The organism is Luteimonas sp. KH_071 (genome assembly GCF_057838005.1).
This window is the reverse complement of the sequence record NZ_CM174458.1, coordinates 857,668-876,657: the sequence shown is the minus strand read 5'-3', so window position 1 is coordinate 876,657 and position 18,990 is coordinate 857,668. Positions and strand designations below refer to the sequence as shown.

At 68.3% G+C, this 18,990-nt stretch carries 17 protein-coding genes and 1 tRNA gene; 9 read left to right on the top strand and 9 right to left on the bottom strand.

Annotated features, from left to right (window positions below):
- Positions 1-47: 47 nt before the first annotated feature.
- Both AC3IRM_RS04030 and AC3IRM_RS04025 read right to left on the bottom strand, forming a co-directional pair.
- Positions 48-121, bottom strand: a tRNA-Gly gene (locus AC3IRM_RS04030).
- 79 nt (positions 122-200) lie between these two features.
- Positions 201-2,051: an autotransporter domain-containing protein gene (locus AC3IRM_RS04025; RefSeq protein WP_489204973.1), complete on the bottom strand. Its 1,851-nt coding sequence runs from the start codon at positions 2,049-2,051 to the stop codon at positions 201-203.
- Positions 2,052-2,214: 163 nt separating this feature from the next.
- Between AC3IRM_RS04025 and thiS the strand changes: the two genes are divergently transcribed.
- From thiS to AC3IRM_RS04005, 4 genes are all read left to right on the top strand, one after another.
- Entirely contained in the window at positions 2,215-2,415 is a 201-nt protein-coding gene (thiS, locus tag AC3IRM_RS04020; RefSeq protein WP_489204972.1) for a sulfur carrier protein ThiS, read from the top strand.
- Between the two features lie 148 nt (positions 2,416-2,563).
- Positions 2,564-3,361 carry a thiazole synthase gene (locus AC3IRM_RS04015; protein WP_487628690.1) on the top strand — a complete coding sequence of 266 codons (798 nt, stop codon included), beginning with the start codon at positions 2,564-2,566 and terminating at the stop codon, positions 3,359-3,361.
- A gap of 10 nt (positions 3,362-3,371) precedes the next feature.
- Positions 3,372-4,127: a tRNA (guanosine(46)-N7)-methyltransferase TrmB gene (trmB, locus tag AC3IRM_RS04010; RefSeq protein WP_489204971.1), complete on the top strand. Its 756-nt coding sequence runs from the start codon at positions 3,372-3,374 to the stop codon at positions 4,125-4,127.
- Between the two features lie 129 nt (positions 4,128-4,256).
- Positions 4,257-6,104 (top strand): SLC13 family permease, encoded by a 1,848-nt coding sequence (locus AC3IRM_RS04005; RefSeq protein ID WP_489204970.1) that lies wholly within the window; start codon positions 4,257-4,259, stop codon positions 6,102-6,104.
- 59 nt (positions 6,105-6,163) lie between these two features.
- Here AC3IRM_RS04005 and AC3IRM_RS04000 read toward each other — a convergent pair whose 3' ends face one another.
- Positions 6,164-6,517, bottom strand: coding sequence for a Rieske (2Fe-2S) protein (locus AC3IRM_RS04000; RefSeq protein WP_489204969.1), 354 nt, complete (start codon positions 6,515-6,517; stop codon positions 6,164-6,166).
- Positions 6,518-6,595: 78 nt separating this feature from the next.
- On the opposite strand from AC3IRM_RS04000, the gene AC3IRM_RS03995 reads away from it, so the two are divergent.
- The 4 genes from AC3IRM_RS03995 to AC3IRM_RS03980 all read left to right on the top strand — a co-directional run bounded on the left by AC3IRM_RS03995 (position 6,596) and on the right by AC3IRM_RS03980 (position 9,697).
- Complete coding sequence (locus tag AC3IRM_RS03995) at positions 6,596-6,889, top strand: hypothetical protein (RefSeq protein ID WP_489204968.1); 294 nt, start codon at positions 6,596-6,598, stop codon at positions 6,887-6,889.
- A gap of 70 nt (positions 6,890-6,959) precedes the next feature.
- On the top strand, positions 6,960-7,685 hold the full coding sequence (locus AC3IRM_RS03990; protein WP_489204967.1) for a fumarylacetoacetate hydrolase family protein: 726 nt from the start codon (positions 6,960-6,962) through the stop codon (positions 7,683-7,685).
- Between the two features lie 41 nt (positions 7,686-7,726).
- Positions 7,727-8,155: a large-conductance mechanosensitive channel protein MscL gene (gene mscL, locus AC3IRM_RS03985; protein WP_489204966.1), complete on the top strand. Its 429-nt coding sequence runs from the start codon at positions 7,727-7,729 to the stop codon at positions 8,153-8,155.
- Between the two features lie 117 nt (positions 8,156-8,272).
- Entirely contained in the window at positions 8,273-9,697 is a 1,425-nt protein-coding gene (locus AC3IRM_RS03980; protein WP_489205830.1) for a M28 family peptidase, read from the top strand.
- Positions 9,698-9,715: 18 nt separating this feature from the next.
- Here AC3IRM_RS03980 and AC3IRM_RS03975 read toward each other — a convergent pair whose 3' ends face one another.
- From AC3IRM_RS03975 to AC3IRM_RS03950, 6 genes are all read right to left on the bottom strand, one after another.
- A complete protein-coding gene (locus tag AC3IRM_RS03975) occupies positions 9,716-10,525 on the bottom strand; it encodes a class I SAM-dependent methyltransferase (RefSeq protein ID WP_489204965.1) in 810 nt (269 codons plus the stop codon).
- Positions 10,522-11,436, bottom strand: coding sequence for a TrmH family RNA methyltransferase (locus AC3IRM_RS03970; RefSeq protein WP_489204964.1), 915 nt, complete (start codon positions 11,434-11,436; stop codon positions 10,522-10,524). Before AC3IRM_RS03970 ends, AC3IRM_RS03975 begins: the two co-directional genes overlap by 4 nt.
- Before the next feature lies 1 nt (position 11,437).
- Positions 11,438-12,871: an alanine/glycine:cation symporter family protein gene (locus AC3IRM_RS03965; RefSeq protein ID WP_489204963.1), complete on the bottom strand. Its 1,434-nt coding sequence runs from the start codon at positions 12,869-12,871 to the stop codon at positions 11,438-11,440.
- An 85-nt stretch (positions 12,872-12,956) separates the two neighbouring features.
- The gene (locus AC3IRM_RS03960; RefSeq protein ID WP_489204962.1) at positions 12,957-13,505 is read right to left on the bottom strand and encodes a GNAT family N-acetyltransferase; all 549 of its coding nucleotides are present in this window, start codon (positions 13,503-13,505) and stop codon (positions 12,957-12,959) included.
- Entirely contained in the window at positions 13,498-16,632 is a 3,135-nt protein-coding gene (locus AC3IRM_RS03955) for an efflux RND transporter permease subunit (protein WP_489204961.1), read from the bottom strand. The genes AC3IRM_RS03960 and AC3IRM_RS03955 overlap by 8 nt, the downstream gene beginning before the upstream one ends.
- A complete protein-coding gene (locus AC3IRM_RS03950) occupies positions 16,629-17,753 on the bottom strand; it encodes an efflux RND transporter periplasmic adaptor subunit (protein ID WP_489204960.1) in 1,125 nt (374 codons plus the stop codon). Before AC3IRM_RS03950 ends, AC3IRM_RS03955 begins: the two co-directional genes overlap by 4 nt.
- 181 nt (positions 17,754-17,934) lie before the next feature.
- On the opposite strand from AC3IRM_RS03950, the gene cysK reads away from it, so the two are divergent.
- Positions 17,935-18,894: a cysteine synthase A gene (gene cysK / locus AC3IRM_RS03945; RefSeq protein ID WP_489204959.1), complete on the top strand. Its 960-nt coding sequence runs from the start codon at positions 17,935-17,937 to the stop codon at positions 18,892-18,894.
- Positions 18,895-18,990 lie beyond the last annotated feature (96 nt).

Sequence of the window (18,990 nt, the reverse complement as noted above, 5' to 3'; positions counted from 1 at the left end):
CGACACCAGTTCGATGGTGTCGCCGCACGGATGTCACGAAACCCTGTTGGAGCGGGTGAAGGGAATCGAACCCTCGTCAGTTGCTTGGGAAGCAACAGCTCTACCATTGAGCTACACCCGCGCGAGGTGGGCAGTCTATGCCGGGCCTGCGCGCATTGGCAACGACGCCGCCCCGGCGTCGTTGCCTGTCGACACAGGCCTCAGAAGCCGGCGCCGATCGTCGCGAACGCCGTCGTGTGGCTGCCGCCCTTCTGGCCGACCGTCAGGCTGGCGCCGACGTTGGCGTCGAGGCCGAACAGCTTCGTCTGCGTGCCCAGCGTGGCGGTGGCGTAGCTGTTGTCGTAACCGCGCGCCGGCACTGCGTAAGGCAGCGTCGACGGCAGCGATTGCGACTGCGCGAAGGCCTCGGTCGGCGCGTCTTCGAACTCGCGGTCGATGGTCACGCGCGCATACGGACGGAACGCATCGCTGGCGGCATAGGCGAACTGCCAGCCGGCGCTGCCGATCAGCGAATCGATGTCCTGCGACGGATACGCAAGCGAGCTCGACACCGTTGGATCGCTCTCCGCGAAGCCATCGACTTCGATGCGCTGCGCGACCAGCGACAGCACCGGACCGTGCTGCAGCGCGCCTGCACCGAAGTTCCAGCCGGCGCCGATCGCAGCGGTGACATTGCTGCCGTCGGCCTGACCGGAATGCACGCGCGTCACCGGTCCGATCTGCACAGTCCGGTCGGTGTCGAAGTCGAGCCACGAATAGCTGAGCTGGCCATTGATCCAGGCGCCGCTGTCGGCGCGCCAGCCGACGAAGCCGCCGGCCGTGGCTTCGGTCTGGTCCCAGTTGCCGCGCCGCATGCCCCAGTCGTTGCCCTGCTTGCCATAGCCGACGAAGCCGCCGAAGGTCGTGTTGCCCGAGGTCCAGTCCAGGCCCGCGGTCAGCGCCGGACCCACGCCGTCGTAGGCGTCGCCATGGTCGTAGCGCTGCATGTCGGCGCGCACGTCGGCCCACCAGCTGCGGCCTTCGCTGCGCGCCGGCGCCAGGCTCAGGCGGTTGTTGATGCGATCGGCGCGCGCGCGCCCGGTCACGGTTGCGGACTGCGGCAGTACCGCGATCTGCTGAGGGCCGTCGATCATCGCGATCGCGAGGTCGGCAATCATCTCGTGCGCACGGCTGGCCGGGTGCACGCCATCGGCGAACAGATAGGTGTCGGCCGCGGACGGGGTGACCAGCGAGTTCGGGTTGCAGAATACCGACGAATCGCCGATGCCGGGCTGCGCGCCACACGCGGCCGAAGTCACGTTGGTGAAGCCGTACAGCGCGGGATCGGCGGAGACCTCCTGCAGGAAGTGGAAGGTGTCGACCGGGATCACACGCAAACCCTGGCTGGCCAGACCGCCATAGAGCGCGGTGTTGTAGGTATTGGCGAGCGCGGTGCCGGTCGCGATCGCGACGGGGCCGCCGGCGCGCGACTGCGGGGTCAGGCCGATGTCAGGAATCGACGGCACCAGCACATAGCGGGCGCCCGCGCCCTGCAGCGTGCCGACGAGGCCGATCTGCGCGGTGACCGCCGAGCCGATGATCTGCTGCGCCTGCGCAGGATTGGCGGCGACCGCGAACAGATCGTTGGCGCCGCCCCACACGGTGTACAGCGCATTCGCATCGGCGCGGCCGCCGTTGGCGGACAGATAGGTGTTGACCTGCGAGGCCAGCGACGGTGCCAGGCCAAGCGCAGTGACGGCTGTCGCCGACACGCGCGCGCCGCCTGCAGCGTAGTTGTCGCCGGTCTGGCCATTGCCGTTCGCGCTGGCATTGGTGCCATAGCGGTTCGCGACATGCTCGGCCCAGACCAGGCCCGGATTGGTGGTGAAACGGCCGAGGATCGCGCCGGAAGGGCCGACCGTCTGGACGATGACCGGGCGGAAGTAGCCCGAATCGGTGAGGCTGTCGCCAAAGAACACCGTGCGCGAGAACGGCTCGGCAGCGGATGCGGGAAGGGTGGCGGCCGCGGCAAGCGCGACAGCAAGGGCGGCACGGATGGGCCTGGACGACATCTGGGGGGTTCTCCTGGGAATTGGTGTTGGCCGGCGCGTTCCCGCCGGTCCATCCGGCAGCGCATGGCGCCGAATCGCGGGATCATCCCACGCCGTTTCCGGCGCCGGCACGCCGCAGTGCGGCACGCGTGCGTCGGCTGCCCGATACGGCGACAATTCCGCCATGCACATCCGACTCAACGGCGAGGATCTCGCCATCGACACCGGCAGCACCATCGCCGCACTGCTCGCGCAACAGGGATTGGCCGACCGCCGCGTCGCGGTCGAGGTCAACGGCGAGATCGTGCCGCGCGGTCGCCATGCCGATCACGCGATCCACGAGGGCGATCAGATCGAGATCGTGCACGCCCTGGGCGGCGGCTGAGGCCAGCGCAGGGCGGCCTGCGATCCGGCGCTGCCGTACCCGGGTGGCGCTGGCTGGCGCGAGGTCACCGGTTCCGATCACCGCACGCAATCCTGCGGGGCGCGGAATCCGTTCCGCATCCGCCGGCCGCATCGGCGATAATCCCCCGATGACCACTGCATCCCCCGCTGATGCCGGCCTGATCATCGCCGGCAAGACCTATTCCTCCCGCCTGCTGACCGGCACCGGCAAGTTCAAGGATCTCGACGAGACCCGCCTGGCCACCGAGGCCGCGGGCGCGCAGATCGTCACCGTCGCGATCCGCCGCACCAACATCGGCCAGACCCCGGGCGAGCCCAACCTGCTCGACGTGCTGCCGCCGGACCGCTACACGATCCTCCCCAACACCGCCGGCTGCTACACCGCCGAAGACGCCGTGCGCACCTGCCGCCTGGCGCGCGAGCTGCTCGACGGTCACAACCTGACCAAGCTCGAAGTGCTGGGCGACCAGCGCACGCTGTTCCCCGACGTCGTGCAGACGCTCAAGGCCGCCGAGCAACTGGTCAAGGACGGCTTCGACGTCATGGTCTACACCTCCGACGATCCGATCCTGGCCAAGCGTCTGGAAGAGATCGGCTGCGCCGCGGTGATGCCGCTGGCCGCGCCGATCGGGTCGGGCCTCGGCATCCAGAACAAGTACAACCTGATCGAGATCATCGAAAACGCGAAGGTGCCGATCATCGTCGATGCCGGTGTCGGCACCGCGTCCGATGCGGCGATCGCGATGGAGCTCGGCTGCGACGGCGTGCTGATGAACACCGCCATCGCCGGCGCGCGCCATCCGGTGCTGATGGCCAGTGCGATGCGCAAGGCGGTCGAGGCCGGCCGCGAGGCGTTCCTCGCCGGCCGCATCCCGCGCAAGCGTTTCGCCAGCGCCTCTTCGCCGGTCGACGGCCTGCTGGGCTGATCGACGCGCGATGACCAACCCGTTCTCCAGCGAAGGCGCCAAGGCTCCGCCCAAGCCGTTCACGGCGACCGAGGGCCGTCGCGAGATCCGCAGCTTCGTGCTGCGCCAGGGCCGGTTCACGCCGGCCCAGCAGCGCGCGTTCGACGACGCGTGGCCGAAGTTCGGCCTGGATTACCAGGGCACGCCGCGCGATTTCGACGCCGCCTTCGGCCGCAGCGCGCCGCGCATCGTCGAGATCGGCTTCGGCAACGGGGCTGCGCTGCGGCACTCGGTGCAACTGGACCCCGCGCGCGACCACATCGGCATCGAAGTACACGCGCCAGGCGTCGGACGCGTGCTCAATGCGCTGGCCGAGGACGGCAACGACAACGTCCGTGTGTATCACCACGACGCGGTCGAAGTGCTGGAACACGAGATCGCCGACGGCGCGCTCGACGAGATCCGCATCTATTTCCCGGATCCCTGGCACAAGAAGCGCCACAACAAGCGCCGGCTGGTGAAGCCCGAGTTCGCCGCGCTGCTGGTGCGCAAGCTCAGCGCTGATGGCCGCCTGCACCTGGCGACCGACTGGGCCGATTACGCCGAACAGATGTGGGACGTGCTCGACGCGACACCGGGCTTGCGCAATCGCGCCGGCCCACGTGGCCACGTGCCGCGACCGCCGTGGCGACCGCAGACCCATTTCGAGACCCGCGGGCAGAAGCTCGGGCACGGCGTCTGGGATCTGCTGTACGACCGCGTCGCCGAAGACGCCGCCGGACGCTAGTGCCGTGACACGGGCCCCAGGACGCCGGGTTCGACATCCGCTGCACGCGGCGCCGCGCAGTCTGTGGGCGATGACCTGCGTTCACTCCGATCCACGCGTCACCGATTGCCAGGACGGCCCGCGACGCTGATGGACACCGCGCTCGCGCTCACCACCGACATGAAGATCGTTCTGGCCCTCGTGGGCCTGACGATGGTGCTGTTCGTGTTCCAGCGTGTGCGCGCGGATCTCGTGGCGCTGGTGGTGCTGGTGATGCTGGGCCTGACCGGCCTGGTCGCGCCGGAGGACGTGTTCAACGGCTTCTCGTCGAACGCGACGATCAGCGTCATCGCCACGATGATTCTCGGCATGGGCCTGGACCGCACGGGCGCACTGAACCGCCTCGCAGGCTGGCTGCTGCGGCGTGCGAAAGGCCGGGAAGACCGGCTGCTGATGCTGACCGCCGGCATCGCCGGCCTCAATTCCTCGGTGATGCAGAACCCGTCGGTCATGGCCCTGTACATGCCGGTCGCCGCGCGACTGGCGTCGCGCTCGGGTCTGCGGCTCGCGCAGATGCTGCTGCCGATCTGCGTGGCCGTCATCATGGGCGGCACGCTGACGATGGTCGGCTCGTCGCCGCTGATCCTGCTCAACGACCTGCTGACCGCTGCCAACGCCAACCTGCCTTCGGGCGCGGCGACGCTGGAATCGCTGAACATGTTCGCGCCGCTGCCGATCGGCCTGGCGCTGCTGGCCGCCGGCCTTGCCTACTTCCACTTCCGCGGCAACCGCCAGCTGCGCGAACTGGACGACGGCAGCGACGGCACGGTCACGCCGGCGCGCACGCAGACCTATTTCGCCAGCGCCTACGGCATCGACGGCGACGTCTACGAGCTCGTGGTCACCGCCGAAAGCCCGCTGGTCGGCATGACCTTCGGCGAGGCCGAGTCGATCCACGATGCGCCGGTGCTGCTCGCACTGAAATCGGAGAACGAATCCCGGCTCGCGCCGCCGGCCGATGCGCGCATCTGGGTGGGCAGCGTGATCGGCGCGATGGGCCAGCGCCAGCAGGTGGCGGATTTCGCCCAGAACCAGTTCCTGCGTCTGAGCACGCGCCTGCGCAACTTCGGCGACCTGTTCAATCCCAGCCGCGCCGGTATCGCCGAGGCCGTGGTGCCACCGACGTCGAAGTTCATCGGAAAGTCCGCGAGCGAACTGAACCTGCGCAAGGAGTACGGGGTGCGCCTGCTCGCGATCAACCGCGACAAGCAGGTGATCCGCGAGAACGTGCGCTCGATGACGCTGCGCGCCGGCGACATGCTGGTGCTGCACAGCATCTGGCAGGACCTGGCGAAGACCGCGAAGTCGCTCGACTTCATCATCGTCACCGATTACCCCAAGGGCGAGCAGCGCCCGCACAAGTTCAAGATCGCGATGGCGATCTTCGCGGTGACGATGCTGATCGCGCTGTCCTCGCGCGTGCCGACCTCGGTCGCGCTGATGGCCGGTGTCGCCGGCATGCTGGTGTTCGGCGTGCTGAAGATGGACGAGGCCTACAGCGCCATCAACTGGAAGACCGTGTTCCTGATGGCCTGCCTGATTCCGCTGGGCTGGGCGATGGACTCCAGCGGCGCAGCGGCCTGGGTCGCCGGGCATACGATCGAACGCCTGCCGAGCGGACTGCCGATCTGGGTACTGGAAATCGCGGTGGCGCTGCTGACCGCTGCGTTCTCACTTGTGATCAGTCACGTCGGCGCGACGATCGTCGTCGTGCCGCTGGCGATCAATCTCGCGCTCGCGGTGGGCGGCAATCCGACTGCGTTCGCGCTGATCGTCGCGCTTTCGGCATCGAACAACTTCATGACCCAGTCGAATCCGGTGATGTCGATGATCATCGGGCCTGCGGGCTACAAGGCGCGCGAGCTGTGGCGGATCGGTCTGCCGATCTCGCTGCTCTACACGGCAATCATCGTGCTGATGGTCAATCTGCTGTTCTGACCGATCTGGATCAATCGCGTCCCCAGCCGGCGACACAAGCCGGGCCCACCGCGCCGCACTCAGTCCAGCACGACCTGCCCGTCCAGCACGCTGACCGGCACCGCGCGCAGCGACTCGCCCCGGCACGGACCCGCCACGCACATCCCATCGACCGGCGAGAAACTCGCACCGTGCGCCGCGCACACCAGCTCACCGGTCTTCGCGCGCAGGAACTGCCCCGGTGCCCAATCGAGACGACGCCCGGCGTGCGGGCAGATGTTCAACCACGCGCGTACGTGTGTGCCGTCGCGGAACAGCACCAGCGACTCGGCATCGCCGTCCAGCGTCGCTTCCACTTCAGCGAATCCGCCGTCGGCAATGGCGTCGAGCGCGAGCAGTGGCGCATGCGCCTCACGTGGATTTAACGAAGACATTACAACTCCAGTCGGCCCCGGCCCGATACTGGTCACCGGTCACACAGACCGCATTGTGTCACGACGTTGACGGAACCCATGTCCAAGCCCTTCTTCCGCGATCTCCATGCCCGATTCGACGCCTCCGGCGTGCGCGCGATGTTCGCGCCGCGCAAACCGCGTCACCCCCTGCTGCGCATCGCGCTCGGTCTGGTCGGCGTGGCGATGCTCGCGGTGCTGCTCGTCGCCGGCGTCTTCATCGGCGCTGCGATGATCCTGTTCGGCATCGCCCGTCGGCTGCTCGCGCGGCCCGCCGCACCGCGTCGCGACACGCGCATCGTCGATGCCGAGTACCGCGTCGTCCGCAATCGCGACCACGCCGCACTGCGCTGATCCACCGACGCGGCCAGCGCGCCGCGCCTGCCTCCTACTTGATGGCGCGCTGCAGCGCCGAGGACCCGCGATGACCGATCCCGCGCGCGATGTCGTGCCCGCTCCTGAGCCCGTGCGCCTGTCGGTGCGGGGTGGCGGCCGTTTTCCGGTGCGCCGTGTCTACTGCGTCGGCCGCAACTTCGCAGACCATGCGAAAGAGATGGGCGCGCAGGCGCCGGCCTCGAAGGCCGAGCGCGGCACACCGGTGTTCTTCGCCAAGCCGGCCGATGCGGTGGTCACCGGCGATACGGTGCCCTACCCCAGCGCCACGCACGATCTGCATCACGAAGTCGAACTGGTCGTCGCGCTCGGCGCGGACGCGCCAGCGGGCGTACTCGCGGTCGAGGATGCGCAGGCACTGGTGTTCGGCTACAGCATCGGCCTCGATCTGACGCGTCGCGACCTGCAGGCGGCGGCCAAGGCCAAAGGCCTGCCGTGGGACATCGCCAAGGGCTTCGACGCGTCCGCGCCGGTCGGCGAACTGGTGCCCGCCGCTCAGATCGGCGCACTCGAATCACGCACGCTCAGCTTCGAGGTCAACGGTGCCCGGCGCCAGGTGTCGACGCTCGACCAGCTGATCTGGGACGTGCCCGAAATCCTCCACGAACTGTCGAAGCTGTTCGCACTGCGCGCCGGCGATCTCGTCTTCATGGGCACGCCTGCCGGCGTGGCCGCGCTGCAGCCGGGCGATCAGTGCGTCGCGAGGCTCGACGACGTGATCGAACTGCATCTGCGGATCACTTCGCCGTCGGTATAGTCGCCCGCGTTCGTTTTCCCAATCCAGTGCAGGAGTGATCCATGGGCATTCTGTCCGAATTCAAGGAATTCGCGGTCCGCGGCAACGTCATCGACCTCGCGGTCGGCGTCATCATCGGCGCCTCGTTCGGCAAGATCGTCACCGCGCTGGTCGACCAGATCATCATGCCGCCGATCGGGATGCTGATCGGGAACGTCGATTTCACCGAGCTTGCGATCACGCTGCGCGCCGCGACGCTCGATGCGGCTACCGGCGAGGAGATTCCGGCGGTCACGATCGGATATGGCATCTTCATCAACACCCTGATCCAGTTCACCATCGTCGCGTTCGCGATCTTCCTCGCGGTCAAGTTCATCAACCGGCTGAAGCGCAAGCAGGCCGAGGCGCCGGAACCGGCCAAGCCGGCCGAGCCGAGCGAGGAAGTGAAGCTGCTGCGCGAGATCCGCGACGCCCTGCGTCCGCAACCCTGACGCTGCGATCCAGATCACGCTTTCGCAATCCGACGGGCCGCGCGCGACAATGCCGCGGCCCGTTTCTGTTTCGCCCATCTTTTCATTGCTGGAGTCGTCCGTATGCGCGTCCCGTCCATCAGGCCACTGGCCATTGCCCTGTTGTCGACCGCACTGCTCGCAGCGTCTCCCGCGTTCGCGCAATCGCGTGAGGCCGCGCCGCTCTCGCCGGCCGCGCTCGAACAGGCTGCGCAACTGCGCGAACGTGCCGCGCAGGACGGCACCGCCTATGCATTGATCGAATCGCTGACCACCGAAATCGGCCCGCGCCTGCCCGGCAGCGAAGCGGATGCGCGCGCCGTCGCCTGGGCCAAGGCGCGCTTCGAGGCGCTGGGCTACGACAAGGTGTGGACCGAGCCGGTGACGTTCCCGAAGTGGGAGCGTCGCAGCGAGCATGCGGCGGTCGTCGGCGCGCATGCGCAGCCGCTGGTGATCACCGCGCTCGGCGGCAGCCCCGCAGGCGATGTCACTGCCGAACTGGTGCGCTTCGACAGCATCGCCGCACTGGAGGCGGCCGATCCCGCGACAGTGCGCGGCAAGCTCGCCTTCGTCGACGTGCCGATGGCGCGCTCGCGCGACGGCAGCGGCTACGGCGCTGCCGGCCCGGTGCGCGGGCGCGGCCCGTCGATCGCCGCGCGCAAGGGCGCCGCCGGCTATCTGATGCGTTCGATCAGCACCAGCCCGCACCGCGTCGCCAATACCGGCATCACCCGTTTCGATGCCGACGTCACCCCGATTCCGTCCGCCGCGCTGTCGCTGCCCGATGCCGATCAGCTCGCGCGCCTGCTCACGCGCGGACCGGTGCAGGTGCACCTGGCGCTGGATGTCGGCTGGAACGGCGAGTACACCTCGCAGAACGTCATCGGCGAGCTCACCGGCCGCGAAGCGCCGGACGAAATCGTGCTGATCGCCGGGCATCTGGATTCGTGGGACCTGGGCACCGGCGCGGTCGACGATGCTTCCGGCATCGGCATCACGATGGCCGCCGGTCACCTGATCGCGCAGCTGCCGCAGCGTCCGCGTCGCACGATGCGCGTGGTCGCGTTCGCGAACGAGGAACAGGGCCTGCTCGGCGCGCGCGCCTACGCCGAGGCACATGGCGGCCCCGAGGTCATCGCCAAGCACATCGTCGGCGCGGAAAGCGACTTCGGCGCCGGGCGCATCTATGGCTTCAACACCAGCGCGCCTGCCGGACAGCGCGCGACCAGCGACGCGATCGCCGAAGTGCTGCGCCCGCTCGGCATCGACTATCTGCAGGACAAGGGCGGCCCGGGCCCGGATATCTCCCCGCTGGCCGCCAAGGGCGGCGCCTGGGGCTGGCTCGGCCAGGACGGCACCGACTACTTCGACCTGCACCACAACGCCAACGACACGCTGGACAAGGTCGATCCCGACGCCGTCGCGCAGAACACCGCGGCCTACGCGGTGTTCGCGTGGCTGGCGGCGGAATCGGAAGGCGGCTTCGGCAGCGCGCCGAAGACCGAAGCGACGCCGGAGCACTGAAGCGGCTACGAATCGCGGTCAGCGATTCGCAACAATGACCCAGATGCCGTGCGGAAGACCGCGTGTGGCACCGGAGACGCGATGCGCGGCCGCGTCGCTGAAGCCGGCATCACGCAGGTCCTGCAACAAGCCCCAGCCGAAGTGATGAAAACAGGGGACGCCGCTCCCCAATGGGTCGCCGTGATACTCGGGCGCACCGACGAACTCCACCTCTCCCGAGGTGGACAGCGTCGCGATCTGCCTGCTCTGCAACGCATCGTCGTAGAACGGAATCGTCGCCACGAGTACGCCGCCGGGTCGAATGACGCGTGCCAGTTCCGAGAACGCAGAATGCGCGTCCGGCACGTGCTCGAGCACATCGAGGCTGAGCACGGCATCCACGGCACCATCCGCCAGGCCGGATGCAGTGATATCGCCGTGCTGGACGATCTCGAACAGGCCTTGTCGCCATAGCCAGAACGAAAGACGCAGGCGCTTGCGCCAACTGCCTACGAACTCCGCGCCGGTCGTTCGCGGAAACCGCCGCCGCACGGCGAGATAGAGACGGCTCGCCTGTTCCGTCAAATGGATCCGCGGCTGATTGTGTTCACCCAACTGCCGCACAAGCAGAGCACCTGCGGCGCGCTGACGCGCATTGCATCCGCAGGTCATGCAACAAAGCCCCTCCCGGGCGTCGGCCGGATCGATTGCGGGCGAGAATCCCCGCGACGACCCACACAGATCACACACGCCGGGAAGCAGGCGCCCATCCAGCAGCAAGACGCTGTCTGACGCTCTCGCAACGGGGGCATCCTCGCGCCACGAAGCGAGATCACGCCATTGACTCATGTCCGATTGTGCGTCCACTGCGCCAGCAGCACGGCGGTTGCCGATGCGACGTTGAGGCTTTCGACCTTGCCGCTGCCGGGAATGCCCAGGCGCAGGTCGCAGGCCTTGGCGAGCTCGGGATCCATGCCTTCGCCTTCCGAGCCGATCACGAACACGACCCGCTCGGGGAGCGGACGTGCGAACACGCTGTCGCCGCTGCGTACGACGGTCGCCGCGAGCGAGAAGCCGACGCTGCGCAGCTGGGCGATTGCGTTGTCGTCACGGCCCAGACGCACGAAGGGGACCGATTCGGCGCCACCTTCCGCCACGCGCGCAGCGGCGCCAGAGAGCGCCAGCGGCGAGGTCTTGGGCAGCAGGATCGCACCGGCACCGAAGTGCGCGGCCGAACGCAGGATCGCGCCCAGGTTGTGCGGGTTGCCCACCCCATCGAGCCACAGCGCACAGAACGGACCCGCCGGCAGCGTCTGCAGCCAGTTGCCCAGCGACTGCGGTGCTTCCCGCAGCACGTCGGCGACCACACCTTCGTGGTGGGAGCTGGCGGCGAGCTTGCGCAGATCGTCTTCGGCGACGACGCGATAGCCGACGCGGTTCGCCGCGCACCACTTCAGCAGCGGCTGCAGCTGTGGAATGCGGGCCTCGAGCAGGTACAGCTTGCGGATCGCCTCGGGACGACGCGCGAACACGGCCTCGATCGCGTTGCGACCGTAGAGCCGCATCTCGCGGCGGTCTTCGGTCTCGCCGACCTCCGCCTCGTCCACGCGCGTATCGGGCCGCGGCGCAGCAGCGCGCGGCGGTGGCGGTGCGGGCGTCGCAGGACGCGAGCGCGCGCCCCACGGGCTGTCACGGCCAGGCGCGGGCGCCGGCGTACGGGGCGTGTCGCGGCTGCCGCCGGACCAGGGGGACTTCGTCATATCAGGGGTCCTTGCGCCAGAGGTCGGCGTTGCGGATGCCGAGCCGGTCTGGATCGAATGTGGGGTCGAGGCCCTGCTTCTGCTGGGCTTCGTAATCGCGCAGCGCGAGCAGCGCCGGCTTCTGCAGAATCAGGATCGCGACGATGTTGAGCCAGGCCATCAGGCCGACGCCGATGTCGCCCAGCGTCCACGCCATCTCCGCCGTGCGCATGCAACCGAACGTCACCGCGGCGAGGATCGCGATGCGCAGCGCGAACACCATCCACGGCCGGTGCATGCGCCGGTTGAGATAGGCGATGTTGGTTTCGGCCATGTAGTAGTAGGCGATGATCGTCGTGAACGCGAAGAAGAACAGCGCCAGTGCGACGAAGCCGGCGCCGTAGCCCGGCAGCACCGATTCCACGGCCGCCTGCGCATAGCCCGGGCCGACCGCAATGCCGGGCAGCGCCTCGAAGAGCATGCCGCCGCCCGGCGCGATGACGTTGTACATGCCGGTCGAGAGGATCATGAAAGCGGTCGCCGAACACACCAGCAGGGTGTCGACGTAGACCGAGAACGCCTGCACCAGACCCTGTTTGGCCGGATGCGACACTTCCGCCGCCGCCGCGTGGTGCGGCCCGGTGCCCTGACCCGCTTCATTGGAATAGATGCCGCGCTTGACGCCCCACTCGATCGCGAGGCCGAGCACCGCGCCCATGCCGGCTTCGAGCCCGAAGGCGCTGCGCAGGATCAACCCGAACATCTCCGGCACCGCCGAGACGTTGAGAAACAGGATCACCAGCGCGACCAGGATGTAGGCCAGCGCCATGAACGGTACGACGATCTCGGCGAAGCGCGCGATGCGCTTGACGCCACCGAAGATGATGAAGCCCAGTCCGACCACCACAATCGCCGCCGTCACGGCAGGCGGAAGGCCCCACGCATTCTGCGCCGCCGCGGCGATTCCGTTGGCCTGCACACCGGGCAGCAGGAAGCCGGTGGCGACGATGGTCACGATCGCGAACAGCCATGCGTACCAGCGCTGGCCCATCGCCTTTTCGATGTAGTACGCCGGACCACCGCGGTAACGCCCGCTGTCGTCCTTTTCCTTGTAGATCTGGGCCAGGGTCGATTCGACGTAGGCCGTCGACGCGCCGAGGAACGCCACGACCCACATCCAGAACACCGCGCCCGGACCGCCGAAGGCGATCGCCGTGGCGACGCCGGCGATGTTGCCGATGCCCACGCGCCCCGACAGCGACATCGCCAGCGCCTGGAACGAGGACACGCCGGCCTCCGATTTGCCGCCGGCCAGCATCAGACGCACCATCTCGCCGACCTGGCGCACCTGCACGAAGCGCGTGCGCACCGAGAAATACAGGCCGGCACCCAGACACAGCCAGATCAGCGGCGGGCTCCAGATCACGCTGTTGAGGGTGTTGACGATCTGTTCCATGCGGCGCTCCCCGGGTTGAAGGCGAACCCGCGCAGCAGCGGGACCGTTCGATTCTCCATCAATCGCGCGCAAACACGAAACACGATCAATCGAGTGCGCGCGTCCGGGCGAACAACCGCAGATCAAACAGTCGACCGTCCTTGATCACCGCGCGGCGCATGCGGCCCTCCTCAAGGAAGCCGTTCTTGTCCAGTACGCGCGCCGAACCTGCGTTGAAGTCCAGCACCGTCGCCTGCAATCGATGCAGGCGCAGCGCTTCGAAGACCCAGGCGGTGTAGAGCCCCACGGCGCGCGTCATCAGGCCGCGTCCCCAATGCGCCTGGCCGAGCCAGTAGCCGAGCTCCGCGGACTGCGCGCGCTCACCGACACCGGCCCGCGCACCGATGCCACCGCAGGCGACGCCATCCACCTCGATCGCGAACACCGGATCATTGAAGTCCACGACCCGCCCGGCGAGAAACGCCTCGCCGTCGGCGCGCGTGTACGGCGTCGGGAACCGATGACTCAGCCCGCGCACGACCGCCGGATCATCGGCATGACGCAGCAGCGCGTCGAGATCGTCGGCGCGCCAGCGGCGGAGCACGAAGCCCGCGCCGTCGAGGCGCACCGCATCCCAGCGCGCGGCATCAGGCATGGCCGCTGACCGCGGGCGTCTCCGCTTCCAGGCGCTCGAGTTCGTGCGCCAGCGCTTCGGGCGAACGCGTGAACGGCGCCAGCAGCGCGTAGAACGCAGGCACGACGAACAGCGACAGCAGCGTCGAGAACGCGACGCCGAAGATGATCACCACACCGATCGTCGCGCGACTGGCCGACCCCGGCCCACCGGCGACCACCAGCGGCACCGCGCCGACGATCGTCGCCGCCGCGGTCATCAGGATCGGGCGCAGACGCACCGACGCCGCCTCGGTGATCGCGTCGCGCACGTTGCGTCCGTCGTCGCGCAGCTGGTTGGCGAACTCGACGATCAGGATGCCGTTCTTCGCCGCCAGGCCGATCAACATCACGATGCCGATCTGACTGAAGAGATTCAGCGTGCCGCCTGTGGCCCACAAGCCGATCAGCGCGCCGAGCACTGCCAGCGGCACTGTCAACATGATCGACAGCGGATGGATGAAGCTCTCGAACTGCGCTGCCAGCACCAGGTACACGATCAGCAGCGCCATCGCGAACGTCAGCAGCACCGCGCCGCCGGCTTCCTGGAACTCGCGGCTCTCGCCCTTCCAGTCGACCTGCGCATAGTCGGGCAGCTCTTCGGCCGCGACCTCGCGGGTCCATTCGATGGCCTCGCCCATCGTGTAGCCCGGCGCGAGGCCTGCGCTGATGGTGATCGCACGCAGTCGGTTGAAGCGGTTGAAGCTGCCGGGTTCGGCGATCTCGCTCAGCGTGACCAGGTTCGACAGCGGTACCAACGCACCGTCGCGGCCGCGTACGAACGTATCAGAGAGGTCGGATGGCGTCATCCGCCGCTCGCGATCCGCCTGCAGCAGCACGTCGTATTCCTCGCCGTTGTCGACGAAGGTCGTGACCTGGCGCGAGCCCATCATCGTCTCGAGCGTGCGGCCGATCTCCTGCACCGAGACGCCCAGATCGGACGCGCGCGCGCGGTCGATGTCGACGCGCATCTGCGGACGGGTCTCCTTGTAGTCGGAGTCCGGATCCTGGATGCCCGGGTTGTCGCGCATGCGCGCGAGCATGCGATCGCGCCAGATCGCGATTTCCGCGTAATCGGGTCCGCCGAGCACCAGCTGGTAACGCTGGCCGCGGCTGCTGATCAGGCCGCCCGGTACGTTCGCGCGCACCTGCACACCAGGCAGTTCGGCAAACTTCGAGCGCAGATCCTCGACCACTTCGGTCGTCGGCACCTCGCGGTCGCGCCAGTCCTGCAGGAACACGATGACCTGGCCGTTGTGCATCTCCTCGCTGCCACCCCAGCCGCGCGGCACGCGCGAATTGGCGCGCTCGATCGGCTGGCCGTTGCCGACCAGCGGCGCGAAGATCGCCTCGACCTGCTGCATCTGGCCGACGGTGTAGTCGAAGCCCGCACCTTCCGGACCGTCGACCGACACGAAGAAGCGGCCCCGGTCCTCGGCTGGCGACAGTTCGCTGGGCACGCGCCAGAACAGCAGCAGCGCCACGACGACGCAGGCAGCCATCGCCAGCAGCATCGCCAGGATCAGTTTGCCGCTGCGCATGCCGACCAGCGCCGATACGCGGCCGCCGTAGCTGCTGCTCAGGCGGTCGAGCTGGCGGCCCATCCATTTGTTGAAACCGCGCGGCGTCTCGTGGCGCCGCACCAGTTTCGAACACATCATCGGCGTCAGCGTCAGCGCGATGAACGCCGACAGCGCCACGGCGCCGGCGAGCGTGACCGACAGTTCGCGGAACAGGCGTCCGGAATTGCCTTCCATGAAACCGACCGGCAGGAACACCGCGACCAGCACCGCGGTCGTGGCGATGACCGCGAATGCGACCTGCGCGGTGCCGCGTCGTGCCGCGACCAGGGGCGGTTCGCCGAGGTCGGCACGCCGCTGCACGTTCTCCAGCACGATGATCGCGTCGTCGACGACCAGGCCGATACACAACACCAGAGCCAGCAAAGTGAGCAGATTGATCGAGAAGCCGAACATGTACAGCGCGGTGAACGCGGCGATCAGGCAGACCGGCGCGGTGACGGCGGGAATGATCGCGGCGCGCAGGCTGCCCAGAAACAGCCAGATCACCACGAACACCAGCGCCATCGCCTCGAACAGCGTCCAGTAGACGCGGGTGATCGCCGAATCGATGAAGACCGTGTTGTCGGCGGCGACGAAGATCTCCGTGCCTTCGGGTAGGGTCGCCTGGATCCGCTCGGCCTCTTCGCGCGCGGCGCGTGCCACGTCGAGCGCGTTGGCGGTCGACGTGCGCACGATGCCGAGACCGACGTTGGGCACCGAGTTGCTGCGCATGTAGGAGCGGCGCTCGGCGGAGCCGAGTTCGATCCGGGCCACATCGCCCATGCGCACGACGTAACCGTCGTCGCCGCGGCGGATCGGGATCTGCGCGAACTGCGACGGCTCGCGATAGCCACGCTCCACGCGCAGGGTGAAATCGCGGGTTTCCGATTCGATATTGCCGGCCGGCAGTTCGACATTCTCGTTGCGCAGCGCGGCCTCGACATCGGACGCGGCGACATCGCGCGCGGTCATCGCGTCGCGGTCGAGCCAGATCCGCATCGCGTAGCGCTGGCTGCCGCTGAGCTGCACGCGCGCCACGCCGTCGAGCGAGGACAGCCGGTCGAGCACATAGCGGTCGGTGTAGTCGGTCAGCTCGAGCGTGTTCATCGTGCTCGAGCGCAGGTTGAGCCACATGATCGCGTCGGCGTCGGCTTCGACCTTGGAGATCTCCGGCGCGTCGGCCTCGATCGGCAACCGGTCGCTCACCCGGCTGATCGCATCGCGCACGTCGTTGGCCGCGGCCTCGATGTCGCGGGTCAGGTTGAACTCGATGGTCACATCGGCGCGCCCGTTGCGGCTGCGCGATTCGATCGTGCGGATGCCCTCGATGCCGGCCAGCGCATCCTCGAGGATCTGGGTGATGCGGGTTTCCACGACCGCGGCGGACGCGCCGGCATAGGACACGTCGACCGAGACGATCGGCGGGTCGATGTTGGGCAGCTCGCGCAGTGTCAGGCGACTGAAGGACATGATGCCGAGCACCACCAGCAGCAGGCTGATGACGACCGCGAACACCGGCCGCTTGATGGCGACATCGGACATCTTCATGGGGTATCACCCTCGGCCGCGGCCGGCGCTTCCGCGGCCTGGGATTTCGCTTCCTGCACGGTGCCCTCGACGATCTTCATGCCCGGCCGCAGCTTGCCGGTGCCGTCGACGACGATCCGGGTACCCGGCTCGACGCCCTCGACGATCTCCGCCAGTCCCTGCCCGCGCACGCCGAGCGTGACCGGCGCCTGTTCCACGGTCTCGTCTTCGCGCACGCGGTAGACGAAGGTGTCCCGGCCGACCTGGATCACCGCGATCTCCGGCACCATCAATGCCTGGCGCTGACGCTGCTCCAGGCGCACCTGGATCAGCATGCCGGGCCGCAGACGGTCGTCGGGGTTGTCGAACGCGGCACGCACCGCGACGGCGCGCGTGTTGGGGTCGACCCGCGAATCCACGATCTGCACCACACCTTCCACGATCTGCCCCGGGTAGGCGGCGCTGCTGCCGAACACCCGCTGCCCCGCTTCGATCAGGGCCAGACGCGCTTCGGGTACCGGAAAATCGACATACACGGTGGAGATGTCGTCGAGCGTCGCAATCGCGGTGCCCGGTGTGACCAGCGCACCGGGACTGACCTGGCGCAGCCCGAGCACACCCGCGAACGGCGCACGGATGGTGCGGTCGCCGATGTCGGCGCGCATTTCGGCCACGTTGGCGCGTGCGCTGTCGCGGGTCGCGCGCAGGGTATCGATGGACGCCCGGGCGATCAGCTGCTGGCCGACCAGTTCGTTGCCGCGGACGTACTGCTGCTCGGCTTCGGTTGCCGCGGCCTCGGCAGCGCGCAGCGCCGCCTGCTGCTGATTGCCCGACAGTGTGACCAGCACGTCGCCCGCCGAGACCCGATCGCCGCTGTCGAAATGCACGCGCTCCACCGTTTCACTCACCTTGGCGGTGACGGTGACCGACTCGCGTGCATTCACGGTGCCGAGCGCGGCGATGGAATCGTTCCATTCGCGCGGCTGCACCTGCGCAGTGGTCACCGGCACGGCAGCGCCGCCAGCTCCAGGCCCGGCCGCAGAGGGTTGCGCCGCGCCGCCGCAGCCCGCGAGCAGCAGGGCGCAGGCGAGGACCGGCAGGGCGAAGCGAGGGCGCGACGGGATATAAGGGAGCAAATGCATGAACAGGGAGCGCCTGGAAAAGGGGGCCGAAAAACCGCCCGATAGTACCCGCTGACCTGTGAGGCCGACCCATGCCATCAGTGGGTCGTATTCGTGCGCGAATCGTGTCAACCGCTGGCACCCTCACGCGTTTTGGCCCAATGTGGAGTCCCGCGCTCCGCGCCTTCGCAAGGGTTCCCCCATGGCCCTGTACGACAGCATCCTCGACACCATCGGCAGCACGCCCGTCGTGCGCCTGCACCGGCTCGCACCGGCCAACGTGGAAATCTACGCCAAGGTCGAGTCGTTCAATCCCGGCGGCTCGGTCAAGGACCGCCTCGCGCTGGCGATCATCCTCGACGCCGAACGGCGCGGCCTGCTCAAGCCTGGCGATACGGTCGTCGAAGCGACTTCGGGCAATACCGGCGTGGCACTGGCGATGGTGTGCGCGGCGCGCGGTTACAAGTTCGTCGCCACGATGGTCGAAACCTTCTCGATCGAACGCCGCAAGCTGATGCGCGCCTACGGCGCCAAGGTGATCCTGACCCCCGCCGCCGAGCGTGGCAGCGGCATGGTGCGCCGGGCCAAGGAACTGGCCGAAGAGCACGGCTGGTTCTGGGCCAGCCAGTTCGAGAATCCCGCCAATCCCGCCTATCACCGGCAGACCACGGCCGCCGAGATCCTGCGTGATTTCGCCGGGCGACGGCTCGACCACTTCGTCACCGGCTGGGGCACGGGCGGCACGCTCACCGGCGTCGGCGAGGTGCTGCGGGTCGCGCGGCCCGAGGTGGAGATCGTGACCTGCGAACCGGCGGGTGCCGCACTGTTGCAGGGCAAGGAGTGGGCGCCGCACAAGGTGCAGGGCTGGACGCCCGACTTCGTGCCGGGCGTGCTCAATCGCAATGTCGCGCACCGGGTGCTGTCGATCGACGATGCCGACTCGATCGACACCGCGCGTCGACTCGCCGCCGAGGAAGGCATCTTCGTCGGCATCTCGGCCGGCGGCACGCTCGCCGCCGCGCTCGAGGTCGCGAAGACCGCTGCCGACGGTGCGGTGATCCTGACGATGCTGCCCGATACCGGCGAGCGTTATTTCTCCACGCCCCTGTTCGCCGACATCAACGAGGGCTCCGACGACGAATGGCTGGCCGGTCTGCCGTGACCGGCTGAGTTCCAACACGGGTCTGGTGTAGAAGCGCTCGTGCGCGATGGCGACTGCCGGTCAAGCCCATCGCACGCGCGCGTGCTTCTGCAGGCT